The following is a 23,520-nucleotide window of genomic DNA, read 5'->3' as shown; positions in this document are numbered from 1 at the left end:
CACATCGATATTCGCGGGAGGAAACGATGAATGCGAAGCGGATACTCGCGTGCCTCGTGGCCGCGGTGTGTGTCGCTGCGCTGTCGCCGGACATCGCCAGAGCGGACAACCCGATCGTCCAGACCATCTACACGGCCGACCCGGCACCGTTGGTGCACAACGGCCGCGTGTACCTGTACACCGGTCACGACGAGGACGGCTCGACGTGGTTCACGATGAAGGAATGGCGGGTGTGGTCCTCCGCCGACATGGTGAACTGGACCGATCACGGCTCGCCGTTGAATCTCGCGTCGTTCAGTTGGGCGAGCGCCGACGCCTGGGCCGGCCAGGCCGTCGAACGCAACGGGAAGTTCTACTGGTACGTCCCGATGAAGGTCCGCGCGACCGGCCGGATGGCGATCGGGGTCGCGGTGGCGGACAGCCCGACCGGGCCGTTCCGCGATGCCCTCGGCCATCCGCTGGTGGACACCAACGAGATCGACCCGACGGTGTTCATCGACGACGACGGGCAGGCGTACCTGTACTGGGGCAACCCCAACCTCTGGTACGTGCGGCTCAACGCCGACATGGTCTCGTACTCGGGCAGCGCGACGAAGATTCCGTTGACCACGGCGGGTTTCGGCACCCGCACCGGCGACGCCAACCGGCCGACGCTGTACGAGGAGGGCCCGTGGGTCTTCAAGCGCAACGGCCTCTACTACAACGTGTACGCCGCCAAATGCTGCAGTGAGCACATCGCCTACTCGACGGCGACCGGACCGACCGGACCGTGGACCTACCGCGGGACCGTCATGCCCACCCAGGGCAGCAGCTTCACCAACCACCCGGGCATCGTCGACTTCAACGGCGGGTCGTACTTCTTCTACCACAACGGCGCGCTGCCCGGCGGCGGCGGTTACACCCGCTCGGTCGCCGTGGAGAAGTTCAGCTACGGCAGCAACGGAACCATCCCGACCATCAACATGACCACGACGGGCGCACCGCAGATCGGGACGCTGAATCCGTACGTGCGCCAGGAGGCCGAGACGATCGCCTGGGCCAACGGCGTCGAGACGGAGGTCGCCGGCGAGGGCGGGCGCAACGTCGGGTTCATCAACAACGGGGACTCCATCAAGGTGAAGGGGGTCGCGTTCGGCGCCGGCGCGACGGCGTTCCGGGCCCGGGTGGCCTCGGCGACCAGCGGCGGCCGCATCGAACTGCGCCTCGACAGCGCCACCGGCACCCTGGTGGGCACCTGCACCGTCGCCGGCACCGGCGGCTGGCAGACCTGGACCACGGTCTCCTGCCCGGTGAGCGCCGCGACCGGCACGCACGACCTGTTCCTGCGCTTCACCGGCGGCAGCGGCGACCTGTTCAACCTGAACTGGTGGCAGTTCGACGGCACCGGCAGCAGTCCGTCGCCGTCGGCACCGGCGTCGCCGTCCAACCCCGCGTCGCCGTCACCGTCCACATCGGACAGTCCGTCCACCGGGGCGTGCACCGCCTCGTACCGCACCGTCAGCACGTGGGCGGGCGGGTTCCAGGGCGAGGTGACCGTCGCCGCCGGCTCCACGCCCGTCAACGGCTGGACCGTGCGCTGGCCGCTGCGCGCCGACCAGGCCGTCAACCAGATCTGGGGCGGCGTGCTGAGCGGTAGCGGCGGCACCGCGGTGGTCTCCAACGTCTCGTACAACGCCTCCGTCGGGGCGGGTTCGTCGGTCACCTTCGGCTTCCTGGCCACCGGCGCCGCCTCGAACCCGTCCATCGCCTGCACCAGCCCGTAAGGGGGACAACACATGAAGTTGAGAAAGCACCTCACGGTGATCGCCGCCGCCACGGCGTTCGCGGCCGCCGGGATCGGTGTGGGGACCCATCTCGCCGCGGCGGCGGATGCCGGCACCAGCGCGGCGACCGCCGGCTGCGGCAAGGCGCCGACGCTGACCAGCGGCGTCCGCACGATCCAGAGCAGCGGCCAGAACCGCACCTACATCCTGCGGATCCCCGACAACTACGACCGCAACCATCCGTACCGTCTGATCTTCGGCTTCCATTGGTTGAACGGCACCGCCAACGACGTCGACTCCGGCGGCAGCGACGGCTTCGTCTGGTCGTACTACGGCCTGCGCGCGCAGGCCAACAACAGCGCCATCTTCGTCGCGCCGCAGGGGTTCAACAACGGCTGGGCGAACTCCGGCGGCCAGGACGTCACCTTCGTCGACGACCTGATCCGGCTGCTGGAAGGCGACCTGTGCGTCGAGACGACGCAGCGCTTCGCGCTCGGTTTCAGCTACGGCGGCGGGATGAGCTACTCGCTGGCGTGCTCCCGCCCGAACGTCTTCCGCGCCGTCGCCGTCTTCTCCGGCGCGCAGCTGAGCGGCTGCAGCGGCGGCACCCAGCCGATCGCGTACATGGGCATCCACGGCCTCAGCGACAACGTCCTGAACATCTCCCAGGGCCGGGGGCTGCGCGACACGTTCGTGCGCAACAACGGCTGCACGGCACAGAGCCCGCGCGAACCGGCGGTGGGCAGCCGCACCCACATCACCACCACGTACTCGGGCTGCCGCGCCGGCTATCCGGTCGTGTGGGCCGCGTTCGACGGCGGGCACGGGCCGGCGCCGGTCGACGGGGCCTCCGGCGACAGCGGCGCGCGCACGTGGACGAAGACCGAGGTGTGGCGCTTCTTCACGCAGTTCGACGGCACCACCCCGTCGAGTCCGCCGCCGTCGAGCGCCGCGCCGTCGAGCGCACCGCCCTCCAGCCCGCCGGTCAGCCCGTCGAACGGCAGCCCCAACCCGTCCGGCGGCTGCTCCGTCGGCTACTCCGTCAACGCCTGGAACACCGGCTTCACCGCCTCGGTCACCATCGCGAACACCGGCAGCAGCCCGATCAACGGATGGACGCTCGCGTTCACGCTGCCGGCCGGGCAGACGATCAGCAGCGGCTGGAACGCGACCTACTCGCCGACCAGCGGAGCCGTGACGGCGCGCAACGTCAGCTACAACGGCACCATCGCGCCCGGAACGTCGGTCAGCATCGGCTTCCAGGCGACACACACCGGCAACACCGGCAAGCCGACGTCGTTCACCCTCAACGGCGCGGCCTGCGCCCTGGCCTGACCGGGCATCGAGCACCCGGGGGCGGACCACGGCAGGCCGCCCCCGGGCCCCACCCGAGGAGGATGTGATGAACCGTCCGAGAACAGCACTGGCTCTCGCCGCAGCCGCGATCCTCGCCGTCGTCGGTCTCGTGCCGCCGTCGCCGGCGTCCGCCGCCGCGCTGGTGGAGGTGACGAACTTCGGCGACAACCCCGGTGGCATGAGGATGCACCTCTACGTGCCCGACACCCGCCCGGCCGCGCCCGGGATCGTGGTGGCGATGCACGGCTGCGGCGGAACGGGTCCCGGGTTCTACTCGAGCAGCGAGTTCGCCCGTCTCGCCGACCGGTACGGCTTCGTCGTCATCTACCCGAGCGCGACCCAGCAGGCCGGTTTCGGCAACTGCTTCGACACGTGGTCCGACGCCGCCAAGCGCCGGGGCGGCGGCAGCGATCCGGTCTCGCTGGTGTCGATGGTGAACTACGTCAAGCAGCGCTACGGCGGTGACCCCGCCCGGGTCTTCGCCACCGGCAGTTCCTCCGGCGGCATGATGACCCAACACATGCTCGCCGTGTACCCGGACCTGTTCCGCGCCGGGGCGTCGTTCATGGGCGTGCCGTTCGACTGTTTCGCCGGCGCGGCCGACTATCCGCCGGGCAGCAGCCGGTGCACCGGCGGCTCGATGGACCGCACGCCGCAGCAGTGGGGTGACTCCGTGCGGCGCGCGTATCCGGGCTTCACCGGCCCGCGGCCGCGCGTCCAGCTGTGGCACGGCACCGCCGACACGCTCGTGCCGTACACGTTGCTGCGCGAGTCGATCGAGCAGTGGACCGATGTGTTCGGGCTGAGCCAGACGCCGACCTCGACGGACACGCCGCGCGCCGGCTGGCAGCGCCGCCGCTACGCCGACGGTTCCGGCACGGTGCAGGTGGAGGCGTACAGCATCGAGGGCGCCGGCCACTCGCTGCCCTCCGCCGGCATGGCCGAGGTCGCGATCCAGTTCTTCGGGTTGGACCGCACGGTTCCCACGTCGCCGTCGGCGAGCAACCCGATCTCGCCCTCGCCGAGCAACCCGGTCTCGCCGTCGCCGAGTGCCTCCGTCCCCACGAGTCCGTCGCCGTCGTCCGGCGCGTCCGGCTGCCGGGTCGCCTTCAGGATGAACGCCTGGAACAACGGCTTCACCGCCGAGGTGACCGTCACCAATCTCGGCAGCGCGCCGCTCAACGGCTGGACGGTGACCTGGGACTGGGCGGGCAACCAGCAGGTGACCAACGCGTGGAACGCCACCGTCACGCAGACCGGCGCCTCGGTCAGCGCGCGCAACGTCAGCTACAACCCCACCATCGCCCCGGGCGGCAGCACGACGTTCGGCCTCCAGGCGACGTACAGCGGCACCAACAGCCCGCCGACGCGGTTCACCGTCAACGGCACGGCCTGCGCCTGATCGTCCACAGTGGACCGGCCGTCACGCGAGCGGCGGCCGGACCACGAACGCGCTGTCGGCACGGAACGACGCGGAGCCGTCCGTGCGGTCGACCCACAGCTCCTGTCGCACGCGGCGCAGGAAGTACCCCGGATAGTTCGCCGACTCCAGTGCGATCGACCCGTCGGCGGAGCCCGGCCGGACGCAGAACGTGGCGTCGCCCCGAAAGAGCACGGTGCCCTCGTCGGGGCTCTGCCGCAGCCGCCACGAGGCGTGCCGCAGGTAGGTCCCGTCGGACGCCCGCAGGCTCACGCACCGCTGATCCAGCAGACCCGGCACCACGGTGAACGTCGCCCGCCCGCGCGCCGTCGGATCGGCGGCCGGGCCGGCCGGCGCCAGCACGCCGAACGTGTCGGCGAGTGTGACGTAGCGGCCCCGTTCCCCCGCGTACTCCAGGGAAACCGGGCCCAGCGGCAGCGCCGGGGCGGCGGACGGCGAGGGGCCGGGAACGCCGCCCTGACCGGAGCGTCCCGGCGCGGTGGCGACGGCGGCGACCCGCGGCCCGAGAACGGGCAGTGCCCCGGTGGGCACCGCCACGCCGACGGCGAGTGCGCCGACCGCGACGAGGGAGGCGACCGGATGTGAGACCATCACCGTCGCCAGGTGTCCGAGCGGTCCCGCCTTGAGCGCCGAGCCCGCCGCGCCGTGGGCCGCGCCGGCGGCGGCCTTCGCGAGCACCGCGGTGGTCAGCGGGAACGGCACGGTCAGCAGCCCGAAGCCGACGAAGAGCCGTTCGGCCGGCACGAGGTCGGCGGCCGGCCCGCAGACCGGGCAGGAGCGCAGGTGCCGGGCGATCCGCTTGCGCCACACCGCACTCGCGCGGCCGTCCCAGCCGCGGACCAGGCGGCTGAGGCCGGCGCAGCGCGGTCTCGCCTCCAGCGCGGCGACCAGCGCGCGGCTCGATTCCAGGTGCTGGCGCATCCGCTGGATCCGCACCGCCGCGTGCGGGACGGACGTGCCGACGGCTGCGGCGAGTTCGGCCCGGCTGATCTCGCCCGCGTTCTCCAGCCACCACAACGACAGCAGCGCCCGCTCGCCCGGGTCCAGCCAGCGGGCGGCGCGGCCGAGCTGGCGGCGCTGGGCGGCGAGGTCGCGCCGCAGGATCGTGGCGTCCTCGTGCGCGGCACCCGGATCCGGCATCGCCGTCGCCGTGTCCAGAACGGTGGTGCGTTCGGCCGCGACGTCGCGCCGGTGCAGCGCGGTGCCGACCTGGTTGACGGCGATCGCCATCAGCCACTGCCGGAAGCTCTCCGGTGCCCGTAACGCGCCCAGTTCGCGCAGCGCGCGCACCATCGTGTCCTGCACGACGTCGTCGACGTCGGGATGCTCGCCCATCGCCCGACGGACGACGGCGTACACCAGCGGCAGCGCGGCGGCCGCCAGTTCGTCGCGGGCGCGGCGGTCGCCGCCCTGCGCCGCGATGACGAGGTGGGTCAGTCTGCGATCGGGAACTCGCATCCCGGCACCCGGCTCGTCACCGCGGCGTAATCCGCGTGCGGGCACGGATTCAGCGCCTGGTCCAGCGCTGGTTGGCGGCGGCGCCGCAGGACCACAGCAGGACCCCGGTGCCGTTGGCGGTGAGGTTGCGGTCCACGTCGAGGCAGAGCGCGGACTGCTGGTTGCTGATGGTGCCGTCGGCGTTGAGGTTCCACCGCTGGTTGGCGCCGCCGTTGCAGTCCCACAGCTGGACGAACGTGCCCGCCGTGGCGTTGGTCGGCGCGTCGAGGCACTTGCCGAGCGACTGGAGCGCCTCACCGTTGCGCGTCCACTGCTGGTTCGCGTTGCCGTGGCAGTCCCAGATGACCGGCCGGGTGCCGTTGGCGGTGGCGCTGTCGGGCACGTCGAGGCAGCGGCCGGAGGAGGCGCTGACCAACGTCGTGGTGCTCGGCGGTGGCGGTTCGGTGGTGCCGCCGCCGCTGACCCGGAAGACCGCCGTGCCGTGGGCGGGGACGCTCGCGCTGATCGCACCTGTGGTGGAACTCGTGGCGCCGGTCCACGCGTCGGTCAGGGTGAAGGCGCTGCCGGACTTGCCGATGGCGGCGGCCGTGGTGCTGATCGTCGTGGTGGCGCTCCCCTGGTTGAACAGGGCGACCGCGACGTCGCCGTTCGCCAGCCGCTTGGCGAGGACGCGGCGCGTGCCGTCGAACGAGATCTGGCCGGCCTGCAGGCCGAGCGTGTCCTGGTTGATGGCGATGAGCCGGCTGTTGGTCAGGATGGTGGTGGTGGCGGCGTTCATGGAACGCACGTCGTTCCCGGCGATCAGCGGCGACGCCATGATTGCCCACAGCGCGAAGTGGCTGCGCATCTCGGTGTCGTTCATGCCGCCGCGGCCGACCTCCATCATGTCCGGGTCGTTGAACCCGCCCGGGGCGGCGTAGCGCGCCAGCGGCACCGTCACGTCGACGATGTTCTGGATGCCCATCGGGTAGCCGTTGGTCTGCCCGGTGTTCCACGCGTTGGTGATGTCCTCGGTGGTGCGCCACATGTTGGCCACGTCGCTCCAGTTGCGCCGCGGGCCGGTCTTGTCGTGGATGCTGTTCGAGTTGATGCTGTAGAAGATCGGTCGCCCGGAGGCCCGCAACGCGTCGCGCATCAGCGCGAAGACGCGGACCTGGTCGTCGATCGTGCCGGTCGGCGAGCACCAGTCGTACTTGAGGTAGTCCACGCCCCACGAGGCGAACGTCCGCGCGTCCTGGTACTCGTGGCCCTGGCTGCCGGTCGCGCCGGGGTAGGAGCCGAAGTACTGGGCGCAGGTCCGGTCCAGCGGCGCCTGGTAGATGCCGAACAGGAGGCCGCGGGCGTGCAGATAGTCCCCGAGCGCCTTCATCCCGCTCGGGAAACGGGACGGGTTGGCGCGCAGGTTGCCGGCCGAGTCGCGGGTCGAGTCCATCCAGCAGTCGTCCACGACGACGTACTTGTAGCCGAGGTCGCGCATGCCGTTGTTGACCAGCGCGTCGGCCGTCTGCTTGATGAGCGTCTCGTTGATGTTGCAGCCGAAGGTGTTCCAGCTGTTCCAGCCCATCGGCGGCACTCGACCGACGCCGTTGTCCAACGCCTGCGCGGGTGGGGCGGCGAGAGCGGTCATGGCGGTCAGGAGAAGTCCGATCGCCGCGCAGATGAGGCCGCGCGATCGTAGGGAACGGTTCATGGGGGTGCTCCTGCGTGTCGATCTGAGGCGGACAACGCGGTGTGAACGTTCACTATCCGGAGGGGGCGGACCCCCGGATCAGCAGAGAATTACAGACTCCTCACAGGCGGCGCAAGCCGACGGAAATGGCGACTTCTTGGCCGGCGCCGGCATAACACTTTTGACCGAACGCCGCCGCGTGCGACCGGCGTCCAAAAGTGTTATGCCGCCTTACCGGTAAAGGTCTCGACTGATTACCGAAAATGTTTCAGGGGCACCACACCCCCGCTGAGGTGCCCCACACCACGGTACTGACGTGCGCAAACGTACGATGATTCGCTTTCGCCGGCCCGCCCCCACCCGACACCCGCCACGGCTCGCCTTGAAAATCGGAAAACAGTTTGGGACTCTCGGCCGACCCCGATTTCCTGCTCCGCCCGCCATGTACGGTCCGGGCCACCCCCCATACCGGCCCGTGAGTGTTACCGGTAACAGAATGCGTCAGGTGCATCGACCGGCATGGCCGACCCCCGGGAGACATCGCCATGAGACGTCCACCGCACCGGCACCGGCTGCTCGTCGGGCTGGCCACCGCCGCTCTCACCGCCGGCCTCGTCACGGCGGTGAACCTCAGCCCCGCACGGGCGGCCGCCGGTTGCCGCGTCGACTACACCGTCAGCAACGAGTGGCAGGGCGGCTTCGGCGCCGCCGTCAAAATCACCAACCTCGGCGACCCGGTCAACGGCTGGAACCTCACCTGGTCGTTCACCGCCGGCCAGACCATCACCCAGCTGTGGAACGGCACCCACACCCAGTCCGGCGCGAACGTGACCGTCACCAACGCCGCCTACAACGGCTCCATCGGCACCGGAGCCAGCGTCGATTTCGGCTTCAACGGATCCCAGAACGGCAGCAACCCCAAACCCGCCAGCTTCGCCCTCAACGGCACCACCTGCACCGGCGCACCGGTCACCGGCGGGCCCTCGTCCCCCGCCCCGTCCTCGCCCGCCCCGTCCTCGCCCGGACCGTCGACCTCGCCCTCGCCGTCGACCCGCTTCACGAATCCGGTGGTGTGGCAGGACTTCGCCGACGGCGACATCATCCGGGTCGGGGACGCCTACTACTACTCCGCCTCGACGATGCACTACTCGCCGGGCGCGCCGATCCTGCGCTCCTACGACCTCGTCAACTGGGAGTACGCCGGCCACTCCGTGCCGAGTCTCGACTTCGGCTCGAACGCCTACAACCTCAGCGGCGGCCGGGCCTACGTCAAGGGCATCTGGGCCTCGACCCTCAACTACCGCCGCAGCAACAGCACGTACTACTGGATCGGCTGTGTCGAGTTCAACCGCACGTACGTGTACACGGCGTCCACAGTGGACGGTACGTGGTCGAAGCGTTCGCAGATCAACAACTGCTACTACGACGCGGGGCTGCTCGTCGACGACAACGACACCATGTACGTCGCCTACGGCAACAGCCAGATCAGCGTCGCGCAGTTGTCCGCCGACGGGCTGTCCCAGGTGCGGGCGCAGCAGGTGTTCAGCACGCCGTCCAACCCGGGGACCCTGGAGGGCGCCCGGTTCTACAAGCGGGGCGGCTACTACTACATCTGGCTGACCCGCCCGGCCAACGGCCAGTACGTGCTGCGCTCCTCGAGCCCGTGGGGGCCGTACGAGATGCGCCAGGTGCTGTTGAACCTGCCCGGCCCGATCTCCGGCGGCGGCGTTCCGCACCAGGGCGGGCTGGTGCAGACGCAGGCCGGCGACTGGTACTACATGTCCTTCGTGGACGCCTATCCGGGCGGCCGTGTCCCGGCGCTGGCGCCGATCACGTGGTCCGCCGACGGCTGGCCGGTGCTGCAGACCGTGAACGGCGCGTGGGGCACCACGTACCCGAAGCCGAACATCCAGACCACCCGCACGGTGGCACCGATGATCGGCCGGGACACGTTCACCGGCTCGACGTTGGGCCCGCGCTGGGAGTGGAACCACAACCCCGACAACAGCAAGTGGTCGGTCGGCAGCGGCCTCACCCTGCGCACCGCCACCGTGACGAACGACCTCTACAACGCCCGCAACACGCTGACCCACCGGATCCAGGGCCCCACGTCGACGGCCACCGTCGAGTTGGACTACTCGGCGATGGCGAACGGCGACCGCGCCGGCCTGGCGATGCTGCGCGACCAGTCCGCCTACATCGGCGTGAAGAAGGACAACGGCGCCAACCGGGTCGTGATGGTGAACGGCCTCACGATGGACGGTTCCTGGAACACCACCGGCACCGGCACCGAAGTGGCCGGCGCGAACATCTCCGGCGGCCGCATCTGGTTGCGGGTCACGGCCGACGTCCGCCCCGGTTCCGGGCGCACGGCGCGCTTCTCCTACAGCACCGACGGCACGAACTTCACCCCCCTCGGCTCCGCCTTCACGTTGAACAACGCCTGGCAGTTCTTCATGGGCTACCGCTACGCGATGTTCAACCACGCCACGCAGGCGCTCGGCGGCGCCGTCACGGTCCGGTCGTTCGACCTCACGACGCCATGAGAAGGCCTCACCACCCCCTGAGAAAGGTCATGTCGATGAAACGTCGTCACTGGTTGGCTGTGCCGGCCACCCTCGCGGCCGGGCTGCTGCTGGTCGTGTTCGTCCGGCCCGCCGACGCGGGCACCACGCTCGGCGCGTCGGCCGCGGAGTCCGGACGCTACTTCGGCGCCGCCATCGCCGCCGGCCGGCTCTCGGACTCGGTGTACACCGGCATCCTCGACCGGGAGTTCAACTCCGTCACCGCCGAGAACGAGATGAAGTGGGACGCGACCGAGCCGTCGCAGAACTCGTTCAACTACAGCCGGGGAGACCAGATCGCCAACCGGGCGCTGGCGCGCGGACAGAAGGTCCGCGGGCACGCTCTGCTCTGGCACCAGCAGCAGCCCGGCTGGGCGCAGGGCATGTCCGGAACGGCGCTGCGCAATGCCGCCATCAACCACGTCACGAAGGTCGCCACCTACTACCGGGGCAAGGTCTTCGCCTGGGACGTGGTCAACGAGGCGTTCGCCGACGGCGGCAGCGGCGGCCGGCGCGACTCCAACCTGCAGCGCACCGGCAACGACTGGATCGAGGCCGCGTTCCGCGCCGCACGCGCGGCGGACCCGACGGCGAAGCTCTGCTACAACGACTACAACACCGACGGCATCAACGCGAAGTCGACCGGTGTCTACAACATGGTGCGGGACTTCAGGAGCCGCGGCGTCCCGATCGACTGCGTCGGCTTCCAGTCCCACCTGACCAACGGCCCGCCCTCGGACTACCAGGCCAACCTGCAGCGCTTCGCGGACCTGGGTGTGGACGTGCAGATCACCGAGCTCGACATCGCCGGATCCAGCCAGGCCAACGGTTTCGCGTCCGTCGTGCGGGCGTGCAAGGCGATCGCCCGCTGCACCGGCATCACCGTGTGGGGCATCCGTGACAGCGACTCGTGGCGCACCGGCGAGAACCCGCTGCTCTTCGACAACAGCGGCAACAAGAAGGCGGCCTACACCTCGACGCTGAACGCCCTCAACGGCAGCGGGGTCCCGGTCAGCCCCGGCACCTCCAACCCGCCCGCGTCGTCGAACCCGCCGGCGTCGTCCAACCCGCCGGCCTCGAGCCCGCCGCCCGCCGGCGGTAGCTGCACCGCCACCATCTCCGTGAACGCGTGGAACGGCGGCTTCACCGCAAGTGTCCGGGTGACCGCCGGATCGGGCGGCCTCAACGGCTGGCGCGCGAACGTCACGCTGCCGAGCGGATCGGCCGTCACCAACACCTGGAACGCCACCGCGTCGGGCAGCACCGGCACGGTCGTGTTCACCAACGTCTCCTACAACGGCACCGTCGGCGCCGGACAGACCACCGAGTTCGGCTTCCAGGGCACGGGTTCCGCCCCCAGCGGCACCCCGACCTGTTCCTGAGAAGGGATTCCCATGCGTAGATCTCATCGCTTCGCGCTGACCGGGGCGGCGGTGGCCGCGCTCGGCGCCTCCGCCGTGCTCGCCGCGACGACGGAGGCGCAGGCGGCCGCGGGCTGCCGCGTCGACTACACCATCAACAACGAGTGGCAGGGCGGCTTCGGCGCCGCCGTCAAAATCACCAACCTCGGCGACCCGGTCAACGGCTGGAACCTCACCTGGTCGTTCACCGCCGGCCAGACCATCACCCAGCTGTGGAACGGCACCCACACCCAGTCCGGCGCGAACGTGACCGTCACCAACGCCGCCTACAACGGCTCCATCGGCACCGGAGCCAGCGTCGATTTCGGCTTCAACGGATCCCAGAACGGCAGCAACCCCAAACCCGCCAGCTTCGCGCTGAACGGCACCACCTGTACCGGCGCGCCGGTCACCGGAAGCCCGTCGTCCCCCGGCCCGTCGTCGCCGGCACCGTCCTCGCCGCGGCCGTCGTCGCCCGGGCCGTCCTCGCCCGGACCGTCGTGCAGCCTTCCGTCGAGCTACCGGTGGAGTTCCTCCGGTGTGCTGGCGAACCCGAGGTCGGGCTGGGTGTCGCTGAAGGACTTCACCAACGTCGTCTACAACGGCAAGCACCTCGTGTACGCGTCGAACGTCTCCAACGGCAACTACGGGTCGATGAACTTCACCCCGTTCACCAACTGGTCCGACATGGCCTCGGCGAGCCAGAACAGCATGAACCAGGGCGCCGTCGCGCCGACGCTGTTCTACTTCGCGCCGAAGAACCTGTGGGTGCTGGCCTACCAGTGGGGGCAGTGGCCGTTCATCTACCGCACCTCCACCGATCCCACGAACCCCAACGGCTGGTCCGCTCCCCAGCCGCTGTTCACCGGGAGCATCTCCGGCTCCAGCACCGGCCCGATCGACCAGACGCTCATCGCCGACGGCCAGAACATGTACCTCTTCTTCGCCGGCGACAACGGGAAGATCTACCGGGCCAGCATGCCGATCGGCAACTTCCCGAGCAGCTTCGGCTCCTCGTACACGACCATCATGAGCGACTCGACGAACAACCTCTTCGAGGCGGTCGAGGTCTACAAGGTGCAGGGGCAGAACCAGTACCTGATGATCGTCGAGGCGATCGGCAGTCAGGGCAACCGCTACTTCCGCTCGTTCACGTCCAGCAGCCTCAGCGGCTCGTGGACGCCGAACGCCGCCACTGAGAGCAATCCCTTCGCCGGCCGGGCGAACAGCGGCGCCACGTGGACCAACGACATCAGCCACGGCGACCTCGTGCGCACCAACCCCGACCAGACCAAGACCGTCGACCCCTGCAACCTCCAACTGCTGTACCAGGGCAAGAACCCCAGCGCGGGCGGCGACTACAACAACCTGCCGTGGCGCCCGGGCCTGCTGACCCTGCAGCGCTGACCGGCATCCAGATCCATCACACGGTTCAGGGGGACATGCCGCTCGGCCAACGGGTCGGGCGGCATGTCCCCCTCCGCACCCCCAGGAGTTGCGTTGTCCCTTCCCATCAGCCGCCGGCGCGCCCTGCAGACCGCCGGCGCCGGCGCGCTCGCCACCGCCGGCCTCACCGCCGCCCGCCCCGCCGCGGCCGCCGTCGTCCCGCCGACGCGTCCGGACATCGGTGTCTCGGCCTATGCGTTCGAACCCGGTCAGGTGCGCCTGACCTCCGGCCGTTGGCTGGACAACCAGAACCGCACCCTCGCCTACCTGCGTTTCGTCGACGTCGAGCGGCTGCTGTACGTGTTCCGGGCGAACCATCGCCTCTCCACCAACGGCGCGGCGGCCAACGGCGGCTGGGACGCGCCGACCTTTCCCTTCCGCAGCCACGTGCAGGGTCATTTCCTGACCGCGTGGGCGCAGGCGTGGGCGGTGCTCGGCGACACCACCTGCCGCGACAAGGCCAATTACATGGTCGCCGAACTGGCCAGGTGCCAGGCGAACAACGGCGCGGCCGGGTTCACCGCCGGTTATCTGTCCGGGTTCCCCGAGTCGGACTTCACCGCGCTGGAGAACAGGACTTTGTCGAACGGCAACGTTCCCTACTACTGCGTGCACAAGACCCTGGCCGGGCTGCTCGACGCGTGGCGCCTCATCGGCAACACCCAGGCGCGCACGGTCCTGCTGGCGCTGGCCGGCTGGGTCGACACCCGCACGTCGCGGCTGTCCGCCAGTCAGATGCAGGCGATGCTCGGCACCGAGTTCGGCGGCATGAACGCCGTCCTGACCGACCTGTGCCAGCAGACCGGCGACGGCCGCTGGCTCACCGTGGCGCAGCGCTTCGACCACGCCGCCGTGTTCAACCCGCTGGCGTCCAATGTGGACAGCCTGAACGGCCTGCACGCCAACACCCAGGTGCCGAAGTGGATCGGCGCGGCGCGGGAGTACAAGGCCACCGGCACGACCCGGTACCGCGACATCGCCACCAACGCCTGGAACATCACCGTCGGCGCGCACACCTACGCCATCGGCGGCAACAGCCAGGCCGAGCACTTCCGCGCGCCGAACGCCATCGCCGGCTACCTGGCCAACGACACCTGCGAGCACTGCAACACCTACAACATGCTGAAGCTCACCCGGGAACTGTGGCTGCTGAACCCCGACCGGGCCGCCTACTTCGACTTCTACGAGCGGGCGCTGTTCAACCACATCCTCGGTGCGCAGAACCCGGCCGACGGCCACGGCCACGTCACCTACTTCACGCCGCTTCGCCCCGGCGGCCGGCGCGGCGTCGGACCGGCGTGGGGCGGCGGCACGTGGAGCACCGACTACGCCTCGTTCTGGTGCTGCCAGGGCACCGGCATCGAGGTGAACACCGCCCTCATGGACTCGGTCTACTTCTTCGAGGGCAGCACGCTGACGGTCAACCTGTTCACGCCGTCGACGCTGAACTGGACCCAGCGCGGCATCACGGTCACGCAGTCCACGACCTACCCGGTCGGCGACACCACCACGCTGAGCGTCACCGGCAACGCCGGCGGCTCGTGGACGATGCGCATCCGCATCCCCGCGTGGACGAGCGGCGCCACGATCGCCGTCAACGGCACCGTGCAGTCGATCGCCACGACGCCCGGCAGCTACGCGGCGCTGACCCGTTCCTGGGCCTCCGGCGACACCGTCACGGTGCGGCTGCCGATGCGGGTGCTCCTCATGCCGGCCAACGACAACGCGAACGTCGCCGCCGTCACGTTCGGCCCCGTGGTGCTGGCCGGCAACTACGGCAACACGGCGCTGTCGTCGCTGCCGGCGCTGAACACCGCGTCGGTCACCCGCACCGGCACGTCGTCGCTGGCGTTCACGGCCACCGCCAACGGTTCCACGGTGAACCTCGGCCCGTTCCACGACGCGCACGGGTTCAACTACACCGTCTACTGGAACACCGGCGGCGGTTCGAGCACGCCCGTGCACAAGCTCGTCAACGCCGGCACCGGACTGGTCCTCGGCGTGCAGAACATGGCGACGGGTGACGGCGGTCTGGCCGTTCAATGGGGAGACACCGGCACCGCGGACCAACGCTGGAACGTCGTGGACAACGGCGACGGCACACGGAAGCTGCGTAACGTCAACAGCGGCAAGGTCCTCGGCGTCGAGAACATGTCCACAGCGGACAACGCCCGGGTCCTGCAGTGGAGCGACACCGGCACGGCCGACCACCGCTGGACGCTGCTGGACAACGGCGACGGCACCGTCCGCATCCGCAACGCCCACAGCGGCAAGCTCCTGGCGGTCCTGAACGGCTCCACCGCGTGGGGCGCGCAGGCGGTGCAGGACTCCGACAACGGCTCGGCCGACAACCGCTGGCGTCTCGTGCAGGTGTGAGCGATCCGTGCTCCCGCACCGGCTCCGCTACCCGTCGATCTCGACGGTGGTCCCGGTGCGGGGGCGCGCGACGCAGGTGAGGATGTAGCCGCCCGCCCGTTCCCGCGGGCTGAGGCAGTTCGGTTCGGCCATCGTGACCTCTCCGTCGCGCAGCCGGACCCGGCACTCCCCGCAGCTGCCGACGGTGCACGAGTACGGCATGGGCAGTGCCGCGTCGAGGCCGGCCTCCAGCAGGGTCTGTCCGGCGGCGACGGTGACGGTGCCCAGGTCGCCGACGGTCATCGTCTGCTCGGCGCCGTCGCCGGCCGGCAGCGGCGCTCCGGCGAACGTCTCCTCGTGGCGCCGGTCGGCGGGAACGCCGAGTTCGTCGAGGACGTCGCGGACACCGGCCGACATGCCCGCCGGCCCGCAGCTGTAGAAGTGCGCCTCGTCGCCGGGCGCCAGCGCGGCCAGCGCGTCGCGGACGGTCTGCCGGTCGAGCCGCCCGCGCCGGCCGTTCCACCGCGGGGTCGGGCGGGAGAGCACGTGGTGCACGCGCAGCCGGTCCGGGTGCGCGCGGGCCAGGTCGGTGAGCGCCGCGTGGAAGATGATGTCGGCCTCGGTGCGGTTGCCGTAGAACAGCGTGATCCGGGTGTCCGCGGTGCCGGCGAGTGTCGCGCGCACGATGCTCATCATCGGGGTGATGCCGCTGCCGGCCGCCAGCAGGACGAGTTCCTTCGGCGGCCGGGCGACGCGGAACGAACCCGACGGGCCGAGGAGGCGCAGTTCGTCACCCGGCCGCACGCCGTCGTGCACGTGGGCCGAGGCGTAGCCGTCCACGGTGCGCTTGACGGTGAGGGTGAGCCGCCCCGACCCGGGAACGGACGACGCCGAGTAGGCCCGCCGCACGGTTCTGCCGCCGATGGTGAGCACCAGGGTGAAGAACTGGCCGGGCAGGAAGTCGAACGGCGCACCGTCGACGCTGTCCAGGACGAGCGTGGTCGCGTCGGCCGTCTCGCGGATCACCTCGGCCACGCGGACCGGCCGCCCCGGTGCGGCGGGCGTTCCCGGGACGGCCCCGTACCCCTCGCTGCGCAGCTGCCGGCTGAACAGGGCCGCCATCAGCCGGCGGGTCAGGCGCGGGTACCGGTCCAGCCGCCGGGCGATCAGCCGCAGCAGCCGGCCCGTGACACCGCGCGGCGCGTTCGCGGCGAGGTGGATCGTGGCCAGCGCGTTGAGATCCGGCACAGCGGTCAGGTCGACGTGCCGGCTGCGGTCCCAGGGGCGTGCGGACTCGACGGCGGGGCTGGGGACGACGCCCGCCTCCGACACCGTGAAGAGCAGGGCCGCGTGCGGGACCTGGGTCCCGAGCGCCATCGTCCGCAGCAGTTGCGGATCGTCGGTCAGGCGGGCGGTCCCGCTCAGGCGGAGCACCTCGAGTCGCCCGGGCACCAGTGCGACGGCCGAGAGGCGTTCGTCCTCGAGCAGGTTGTGGAAGGTGTCGGCCCGCTTGTTGCCGCGCCGGTCCGGCAGGGCCAGGGTGCGGCCGTCGAGCACCCGCAGGAAGCCGGGGTTGTCGCCGCGCGGGCTGCTGTCGCCGCCGCCGCCCGCGTCCACCGAGGAGACGATGAGGAACGGCGTGGCCGCCAGGAACGCGGCGACCCGCGGGTCGGCGAGGGGCCCGTCGGCCGCACGGGTCGCCCCGGTCGGCGCCGCGCGTGGTGCCGCCCACAGGCCGGAACGTCCCACCGCCCGGGCGCAGTGCACGTAGGCCTCCCGCACGTCGACGGTGAGCCGTTCGCCGATGCCGGCCACGGATCCGTTGAGGCGCAGCACCTCGCCGACTCCGGGGAGCAGGAACACGAACGACGCCCCGCTGCCGGCAACGGGTGGCGGCTCGCCGGCGGGCGGCGTCAGGGAGATCCGCCGGGGCGAGTCCACCGCGGCGAAGCCCGGCCGTCCGCCGACCACCGTGGTGCGCGACTTCCCGTCGGCGTCGCGGTATCCGAAGCCGGCCAGCGGCGCGGCGGCCAGGACGCGCCGGCAGCCCTCGTCCAGCGCGTCGATCTGCTTGCGGGTCACCGCGTCGAGCGGCCGGCCGATGATCGCCTCGAGGTCGGCGACGGTGGCGATGCGGTTCACGGGTGCGGCCTCCTCAGCCGGGTGCGGAGCGGCCCAGCCGCCAGTAGCCGACGAACGAGACGTCGCGCCCGGCCGCCCCCCGGTCGTTGACCAGATGCCGGCGCGCCGTCGTGGCCAGCCGGGACTCGCCGGCGACCCAGGTGTAGAAGCGGCCGGGTGGCAGCGTCGCGTCGCGCAGCGCCTCCAGGGCCAGGGCGCCGGGCCGCACGTCGCGCCCGTCCCGGCTGAACCAGTGGATCCGCACGCCGGCGGGGGCCTCGACGGCGCGGACGTCGGCCGCGGCCGCCACCTCCAGGTACACCTCCGTGGCGAGCCCGGGCGGCGTCGCGTCGAGGATGGACAGGACGGCGGGCAGCGCGCTCTCGTCGCCGACCAGCAGCTGGCTCCGCACGCCCTCCGGCAGCCGGTAGACCGCGCCGATGTCGAAGATCCCGGCCGGGTCGCCCGGCCGGGCCCGCCGCGCCCAGGTGGACATCGGCGAGTCGCCGTGCAGCGCGAACTCGATGTCGATCTCGTTGTCGGCGGGCCGCGCGCGCCGGACGGTCAGGTTGCGCACCCAGGGACGCGTCGACTTCGGCATCATCAGCAGCTGCGCCATCCACGCCTCGTTCGACAGCGTGGGCATCCGCAGCGCGGACCGGGACCCGCGCGGGAAGAACAGCCGGACCGCCTGGTCCGCGCCCGTGACGACGAGATCCCGGACCGCCGGTCCGCCGAGGGTGACGCTCGCGAAGCCCGGCGTGAGAACCTCCCGGCGGCGCACCTCCAGGGTGATCATCGAACGCCGCACGGGCATCCGCACCTTCGGGATCATCGGCCGTTGCCGGTCTTGTTTTCGCAGCTCACAGCGCTATTGTGAATAAAAGCTCAGCTCTTTGGCTACTCGCTTTTCAGCGCCCCGCAGGAGACCACGGATGCCGTCGCCCGACCGCCGCCTCGACCCGCGTCGCAAGCCCCGCCAGGTGCGCGCCGCACTCACCCGCGAGCGCATCCTCACCGCAGCTGCTCACATTTTCGCCGAGCACGGCTACGCGGCCGGGACCACCAACCGCATCGCCGAACACGCCCGGATCTCGATCGGATCGCTGTACCAGTACTTCCCGAACAAGGACGCCATCCTCGCCGCGCTGCTCGTGCGGCACATCGACCGCGGCACCTGGCCGCAGGCCGATCGGGTCGACCTGTCCCCCGGCAGCCTCCGGGACATGGTCCGCGCACTGGTGCGCAACGCGATCGACAACCACGACGACGACCCGCAGCTGCTGCGGATGATGATCGAGGAGGCGCCGTTCTCCCGGGAACTGGCCGACACCATCGACCGGCACGAGCGGACCCGCGTGGCCCAGCTGCGCGGCCTGCTCGCCCGGCACCCGGACGTCAAGGTGCGCGACCTCGACACCGCGGCCGGGCTGATCACGTTCACCGTGGAGGTCAACGCGCACAAGCTCATGGCGGCACCGCGCGCCACGCCGGTCGAGACGTTCGAGAACGAACTCGTCGACATGGTCACGCGGTACCTGAGCGGGGACCGGGCGGGCGGTTAGCGCCTCGTCCAGCGTTGGTTCGACGCCGCGGTGCAGGTCCAGAGGATGACCGCGGTGCCGTTGGCCGTGCCGTTGCCGCTGACGTCGAGGCAGAGGCCGGACTGCGCGTTGCTGATCGTGCCGTCGGCGTTGAGGTTCCAGCGCTGGTTCGCCCCGCCGTGGCAGTCCCACAGTTGCGCCCTGGCCCCGGCCGTCGCGCCGGTCGGCGAGTCGAGGCACTTGCCGAGCGCCTGCAACGCCTGGCCGCTGCTCGTCCAGCTCTGGTTGGCGGCGCCGGTGCAGTCCCGGACGGTCGGCTGGACGCCGTTGGTGGCGCTCGGCGCGTCGAGGCAGCGCCCCGACCCGACGCCGACCAGCGTCGAACCGGTGCCCGTGGCGGGATCGCCGATGGTGCCCGGTACCGCGCGCAGGGCCGCGTACCAGGCGGCCGCCATCTTGTCGTAGCCCTGGGCGGTCGGGTGGACGCCGTCGATGAGATCGCCGGTGGTGAGCGCGGCGTGCATGTCGACCAGGTGCACCCGCTTGCCGGCCGAGACCTTGCTCTGCACCATGCCCGGGATCGTGGCGTTGAACGTGCGCGCCGCGGCCTCCTGGCCGGAGTTGCTGAGCGGGATGATCGTGGCGACGAAGACGTCCGCGTTGGGGGCGGCGGCGGTGATGCGGTCGACCAGCGTCGAGAGCCGGCCGGGGGCACCGCCGACGTTGTAGTTCTGCAGGATGTCGTTGGTGCCGATGTGCAGCAGCACGGTGCGCGGGGTGGTGTTGCGCAGCCAGGTGGTGATGTTCGCGTCGATCTGGTCGATGCGCCAGCCGGGATGGCCCTCGTGGTCGTGGTCGCCGAGCGAGGACGGGCCGTTGAACTGCGTTCCCACGAGATCGACCCGGTACCCGGCGGACGCCAGGCGTTGCCACAGACCGATGCGGTAGCCGCCCGGCACCTGGGTGCCCTCGGTGATGGAGTCGCCGAGCGGCATCACCCGGACGCCTCCGTTGGACTCCGCGGTCGCCGCGTCGCTCCACGCGCCGAGTCCGACGATGCCGAGTGTGACGGCCAGGGCCGCGCTCAGCAGCCGATGTGTTCCTGACATGCACTGCCTCCTGGGGGGAGATGGGCGGATGTGTGTCATCCCTTGAAGGCGCCCTCCATGATTCCGCCGACCAGCCGCCGCCCGACGAAGACGAACAGCACCAGCAGCGGCAACGTCGCCAGGAACGAGCCGGACATGGCCAGGCCCAGGTCGATGTCGCGGCTGTTCTGCAGCGCCTTGATGGCGATCTGGGCGGTGTAGCGCTCCGGCGACTTGAGCACGATGAACGGCCACAGGAAGTCGTTCCACGCCCAGACGAAGCCGAACAGTCCGAGCAGGATCGCCCCCGGCCGGACCAGCGGGAAGACCACCCGCCAGAACACCTGCCAGGTCGTCGCGCCGTCCACCCGGGCCGCCTGCATCAGCTCGTCGCTGATCGTCGCGACGATGTGCTGGCGCATCCAGAAGATGCCGAACGCGTTGACGAACCCGGGGACGATCACGCCCTGGAGGGTGTCCACCCAGCCGAGCCGCGAGATGATCATGTATTGCGGGATGATCGCCAACTGCAACGGCACCGTCATGGTCAGCACCACGATCACGAACAGGGTGTGCCGGCCGGGAAAGGAGAGCTTGGCGAACGCGAATCCGGCCAGGGAGCACACCAACGCCTGGCCGACCCCGATCGCGGTGGCGATGACGAAGCTGTTCACCAGTGCCCGCACGAAAGGCACCGTCTCCAGCACCAGGCCCGCCAGGTCCAGGAAGTTGTCGCCCGGCACGAGCCGCGGCGGCAGCCGGGTGGCCGTGGCCGAGTCGGTCGTGGCGACCACGAACATCCAGTACAGCGGGAAGTAGGAGATCGCGCAGAAGACGGTCAGCACGGCGTACACCCACAGCGGAACGCGGTGGCCGGAGCGTCGTCGCGTCATCGTTCCGCCCGGGACCGGCTGACCAGCAGGAAGTTGACCAATGCGGTGATCACCACCATGACGAACAGCGCCACACCGATGGCGGAGCCGTAGCCGAACTGGTAGCGCCCGAAACCCTGTTCGTAGAGGAACAGGGTGAGCGTCTGGCACTGCCGCGCCGCGCCGCAGGTCTGCGCCGCCGACGGACTGAGCAGCAGCGCCTCGGTGAAGATCTGCAGCCCGCCGATCGTGGAGTTGACGACGGTGAACACGATGATCGGCCGCAGCGCCGGCACGGTGATGTGGCGGAACTGCCGCCACTGGCCCGCACCGTCGACGGCGGCCGCCTCGTAGATCTCCCGCGGCAGGGCCTGCAGCGAGGCGAGGTACAGCAGGGCGTTGTACCCCGTCCAACGCCACATGACCATCGCGGCGATCGTCAGGTGGCTGCCCCAGACCGACGCGGTGAACTCGATGTGCGCCAGGCCCAGCAGCTCGAGGAACCAGTTGACCATCCCGTAGTCGCGGTCGATGAGCTGCCCGAAGACGATCGTCGTGGCGCCGACGGAGGTGATGTACGGGACGAGCACCGACATCCGGAAGAAGCCCGACGCGCGCAGTCGTGCGTGGTTGAGCAGGTGCGCCACCCCGAGCGCGAGCAGCAGCTGCGGGACGGTCGACAGCACCCAGATGCTGAAGGTGTTGCGTACCGCGTTCCAGAACCGCGGGTCGTCGACGAGCCGGGTGAAGTTGTCCAGCCCGACGAAGGTGCGCTCCCCGATCGGGTTCCAGTCGAACAGCGCGACGTAGAAGGTGAACAGCAGCGGGAACAGCCCGAAGACGGCGAACAGGAGGAAGAACGGCGCGATGTAGCCGTAGGGGGCCAGCCGTTCGCGCACGCTCTCGCGGATGCCTCCGTGCGGTGCCGGCGGCGGTTTGCGCGTGACGACGGCCGGGTCGAGGATCGTCGCCACGAGGTCACTTCTCGACGGCGTTCTTGACGTTGGCCAACGCGGTGCTCCAGGCCTTGTCCGGGGGCACCTTCCCCTGTTCGACGCTGACCAGCACGTTGAGGAACTCGGTGCCGATGGGTCCGTCGTCCGGCCCGATGTAGAACGGCTTGAGGCCGGTCACCGAGTCGGTGTAGATCTTGCCGATCGGCGCGTTCGAGAAGAACGGCTCCGAGCGGGAGGTGAGCTTCGGGTCCGCGTAGACCGAAGGCGTGCTCGGCAGTGCGCCGGAGGTCAGGAAGTGTTCGAGTTGGGCGTTCGGTGACTGCATCTCGTTGATGTAGTTCCACGCGGCGGTCGGGTTCTTCGCGCGCTTGGGGATCGCGAGGTAGCTGCCGCCCCAGTTCCCGGAACCGCCGGGAATCCTTGCCACGTCCCACTTTCCGGCCGTGCCGGGGGCGTTCGTGCGGATCGAGCCGAGCATCCAGGACGGGGCCGCCACGACGGCGAACTCGCCCTTGTCCATGCCGGCCGTCCAGCCCGCCGAGAACGAGCTCTGCTTCGCGGTGACGTTCGCGGCGAGGAACTTCAGCGTGAGGTCGAAGGCCGACTTCACCTGGGCGTTGCCGTAGTCGAGCTTGCGTTCGGGGGTGTAGTAGCGCTGGGTGCCCTGGTTGACCGCCTGGAAGTAGACGCTGGTCGGCGCGTTGTCCAGGAACGGCTTGCCGGTCGCGCCGACGTACCGCTTGCCGACCTCCAGGAAGTCGTCCCAGGTCGGCCAGAGCCGGGAGACGGCGTCCCGGTCGGTCGGCAGCCCCGCGGCCTTGAACAGGTCCGTGCGGTAGGCGATCGCCAGGCCGCCGACGTCGGTCGGAATGCCGATGATCTTCCCGTCGCCGGTCGTGGACTGGTTCATCACCCAGTCGAGATAGTTGCCTTTGATCTTGTCGGCGCCCCGGGAGTTGAGGTCCAGGAAGTTGTCGGGCGCCTGCATGAACTTGGGTAGGTCGTCCCCCTGGATCAGCACCAGGTCCGGGACCTTCCCGCCGGCGAGCGCGGCGGTGAGCGCCTGCGCGGTCTCGGTGGTGCTGCCGACCTCGGTGAGCTTCACGTTGATGTCGGGGTGCGCCTTGGTGTAGACCTCGACGTCGGCCTTCTGGTTGATGCCGGTGAACGACCAGAACTCGAACGTCTTCGGGTCGGAGCCCGAGTCGCCGGAACATCCGGCAACGAGCGACGCGGCCACTACGAGGGCCGCCACCGCGGCGACGTGGCGTTTCACATGCCCCTCCATCAGCGGGTTCGGAGCTTCAGGATCACGAACGTCAATGCCTGACACCGGGAGTGTTAACGCGCACATCTTGCGGGTCAACGGGCCGCCACGCGGACCGCCGCCAAAAATCCGGCCATCGAGGTCAGGAACTTTATGTTTCGACGTTCGTGTCAAAATCTGCCACTCGTCGCACGAAACATTCACGCAGAAGCACGGATCT

At 70.3% G+C, this 23,520-nt stretch carries 16 protein-coding genes; 8 read left to right on the top strand and 8 right to left on the bottom strand.

All coding sequences use genetic code 11. The features are described from left to right. Window positions 1-26 precede the first annotated feature (26 nt). The 3 genes from Val02_RS41475 to Val02_RS41465 all read left to right on the top strand — a co-directional run bounded on the left by Val02_RS41475 (window position 27) and on the right by Val02_RS41465 (window position 4,521). Window positions 27-1,763 carry a family 43 glycosylhydrolase gene (locus Val02_RS41475; RefSeq protein WP_203904838.1) on the top strand — a complete coding sequence of 579 codons (1,737 nt, stop codon included), beginning with the start codon at window positions 27-29 and terminating at the stop codon, window positions 1,761-1,763. 12 nt (window positions 1,764-1,775) lie between these two features. After that, complete coding sequence (locus tag Val02_RS41470; RefSeq protein ID WP_203904837.1) at window positions 1,776-3,098, top strand: CE1 family esterase; 1,323 nt, start codon at window positions 1,776-1,778, stop codon at window positions 3,096-3,098. Between the two features lie 67 nt (window positions 3,099-3,165). Next, window positions 3,166-4,521 (top strand): extracellular catalytic domain type 1 short-chain-length polyhydroxyalkanoate depolymerase, encoded by a 1,356-nt coding sequence (locus Val02_RS41465; RefSeq protein WP_203904836.1) that lies wholly within the window; start codon window positions 3,166-3,168, stop codon window positions 4,519-4,521. A 21-nt stretch (window positions 4,522-4,542) separates the two neighbouring features. Here the strand turns inward: Val02_RS41465 and Val02_RS41460 are convergent, their stop codons facing one another. Next, window positions 4,543-6,018, bottom strand: a complete 1,476-nt coding sequence (locus Val02_RS41460) for a sigma-70 family RNA polymerase sigma factor (protein ID WP_203904835.1) — start codon at window positions 6,016-6,018, stop codon at window positions 4,543-4,545. Window positions 6,019-6,067: 49 nt separating this feature from the next. Next, window positions 6,068-7,708 (bottom strand): glycoside hydrolase family 27 protein, encoded by a 1,641-nt coding sequence (locus Val02_RS41455; RefSeq protein WP_203904834.1) that lies wholly within the window; start codon window positions 7,706-7,708, stop codon window positions 6,068-6,070. A gap of 524 nt (window positions 7,709-8,232) precedes the next feature. Between Val02_RS41455 and Val02_RS41450 the strand changes: the two genes are divergently transcribed. From Val02_RS41450 to Val02_RS41435, 4 genes are all read left to right on the top strand, one after another. Then, window positions 8,233-10,233: a family 43 glycosylhydrolase gene (locus tag Val02_RS41450; protein ID WP_203904833.1), complete on the top strand. Its 2,001-nt coding sequence runs from the start codon at window positions 8,233-8,235 to the stop codon at window positions 10,231-10,233. A 29-nt stretch (window positions 10,234-10,262) separates the two neighbouring features. Next, the gene (locus tag Val02_RS41445) at window positions 10,263-11,633 is read left to right on the top strand and encodes a glycoside hydrolase family 10 protein (protein WP_203904832.1); all 1,371 of its coding nucleotides are present in this window, start codon (window positions 10,263-10,265) and stop codon (window positions 11,631-11,633) included. A 12-nt stretch (window positions 11,634-11,645) separates the two neighbouring features. Continuing rightward, window positions 11,646-13,058, top strand: coding sequence for a non-reducing end alpha-L-arabinofuranosidase family hydrolase (locus Val02_RS41440; protein WP_203904831.1), 1,413 nt, complete (start codon window positions 11,646-11,648; stop codon window positions 13,056-13,058). A 93-nt stretch (window positions 13,059-13,151) separates the two neighbouring features. Then, window positions 13,152-15,473 (top strand): beta-L-arabinofuranosidase domain-containing protein, encoded by a 2,322-nt coding sequence (locus tag Val02_RS41435; protein WP_239153729.1) that lies wholly within the window; start codon window positions 13,152-13,154, stop codon window positions 15,471-15,473. A gap of 27 nt (window positions 15,474-15,500) precedes the next feature. Here the strand turns inward: Val02_RS41435 and Val02_RS41430 are convergent, their stop codons facing one another. Together Val02_RS41430 and Val02_RS41425 are read right to left on the bottom strand one after the other, a co-directional pair. Next, on the bottom strand, window positions 15,501-17,594 hold the full coding sequence (locus Val02_RS41430) for a 2Fe-2S iron-sulfur cluster-binding protein (RefSeq protein ID WP_239153728.1): 2,094 nt from the start codon (window positions 17,592-17,594) through the stop codon (window positions 15,501-15,503). Window positions 17,595-17,607: 13 nt separating this feature from the next. Further along, the gene (locus tag Val02_RS41425) at window positions 17,608-18,390 is read right to left on the bottom strand and encodes a siderophore-interacting protein (RefSeq protein ID WP_239153735.1); all 783 of its coding nucleotides are present in this window, start codon (window positions 18,388-18,390) and stop codon (window positions 17,608-17,610) included. A 118-nt stretch (window positions 18,391-18,508) separates the two neighbouring features. On the opposite strand from Val02_RS41425, the gene Val02_RS41420 reads away from it, so the two are divergent. Further along, a complete protein-coding gene (locus tag Val02_RS41420) occupies window positions 18,509-19,138 on the top strand; it encodes a TetR/AcrR family transcriptional regulator (protein ID WP_203904828.1) in 630 nt (209 codons plus the stop codon). Here the strand turns inward: Val02_RS41420 and Val02_RS41415 are convergent. Genes Val02_RS41415 through Val02_RS41400 form a run of 4 tightly spaced genes read right to left on the bottom strand, consistent with a single transcriptional unit; the run spans window position 19,135 to window position 23,309 of the window. Next, on the bottom strand, window positions 19,135-20,226 hold the full coding sequence (locus tag Val02_RS41415; protein ID WP_203904827.1) for a ricin-type beta-trefoil lectin domain protein: 1,092 nt from the start codon (window positions 20,224-20,226) through the stop codon (window positions 19,135-19,137). The two genes, Val02_RS41420 and Val02_RS41415, sit on opposite strands and share 4 nt — an antisense overlap. A gap of 35 nt (window positions 20,227-20,261) precedes the next feature. Continuing rightward, window positions 20,262-21,098: a carbohydrate ABC transporter permease gene (locus Val02_RS41410; RefSeq protein ID WP_203904826.1), complete on the bottom strand. Its 837-nt coding sequence runs from the start codon at window positions 21,096-21,098 to the stop codon at window positions 20,262-20,264. Next, window positions 21,095-22,051 carry a carbohydrate ABC transporter permease gene (locus Val02_RS41405; RefSeq protein ID WP_203904825.1) on the bottom strand — a complete coding sequence of 319 codons (957 nt, stop codon included), beginning with the start codon at window positions 22,049-22,051 and terminating at the stop codon, window positions 21,095-21,097. The genes Val02_RS41410 and Val02_RS41405 overlap by 4 nt, the downstream gene beginning before the upstream one ends. A gap of 4 nt (window positions 22,052-22,055) precedes the next feature. Beyond that, complete coding sequence (locus Val02_RS41400; protein ID WP_203904824.1) at window positions 22,056-23,309, bottom strand: ABC transporter substrate-binding protein; 1,254 nt, start codon at window positions 23,307-23,309, stop codon at window positions 22,056-22,058. Window positions 23,310-23,520: the final 211 nt, after the last annotated feature.

The organism is Virgisporangium aliadipatigenens (assembly GCF_016863615.1).
Classification (GTDB): Bacteria; Actinomycetota; Actinomycetes; order Mycobacteriales; family Micromonosporaceae; genus Virgisporangium; species Virgisporangium aliadipatigenens.
This window is presented reverse-complemented; position numbering and strand designations above follow the sequence as displayed.